Below are 651 nucleotides of genomic sequence, written 5' to 3'. Positions count from 1 at the left end.
CGGCGCGACGTTCACGTCAGCTTCCCGGCTTTTCCCCGAGGCCGGACCAGAACAGATCCCGCCACGACGCCGGGGCCTGTTTGATGAGGCCGACCTTGGCTTCGAAGTCGGCGAATTTCTGCGCGCCTTCTGGAATTGTCGTGAAGTTGATGTTCTTGTCGCGGATGATGCTCTCGACGAAATCCGGCGCAAGCTTCGAGTTTTCCGCCTTGATGTAAAGCGCGGTGGCTTCTTTCGGATTGGCTTTGATCCAGTCATTGGCGCGGTCGAGGCCGCGCACGAAGGCCTGGATCGTCTTCGGATTGTCATTGACGAATTTGGTGGTGGCATAGACCACGTTGAAAGTGTGCGGGCCGCCGAGCACGTCGTAGCTGTTCAGCACCTCGTGCACTTTTCCGCTGGCGAGTTGCTGTTGCGAGAATGGTGGCGAGGTGAAGTGCGCGGTGATCTCGGAACGTCCCGACAGGATCTGCGCCGTTGCGTCCGGATGCGGCATGCTGACGGTGAGTTCGTCGAGCTTGTCGTATTTTCCGAACGCCTTGTCCGCGGCCATCTGCAGCACGATCGGCTGGAAGCCGACCTTAACTGACGGCAGCGCTATGCGGTCCTTCTCGGTGAAGTCAGCGAGTGTCTTGATGTTCGGGTTGTTGG

Annotated in this window: 1 protein-coding gene; it reads right to left on the bottom strand. The window is 59.1% G+C overall.

Going from position 1 to position 651, the window contains the following annotated elements; genetic code table 11:
* Positions 1–16: 16 nt before the first annotated feature.
* Positions 17–651 (bottom strand): ABC transporter substrate-binding protein (locus AC1DU6_RS34355; RefSeq protein WP_477862940.1); only part of this gene is annotated, 635 nt, incomplete at its 5' end.

It is taken from the genome of Roseateles sp. P5_B10, from assembly GCF_056400485.1.
This window is presented reverse-complemented; position numbering and strand designations above follow the sequence as displayed.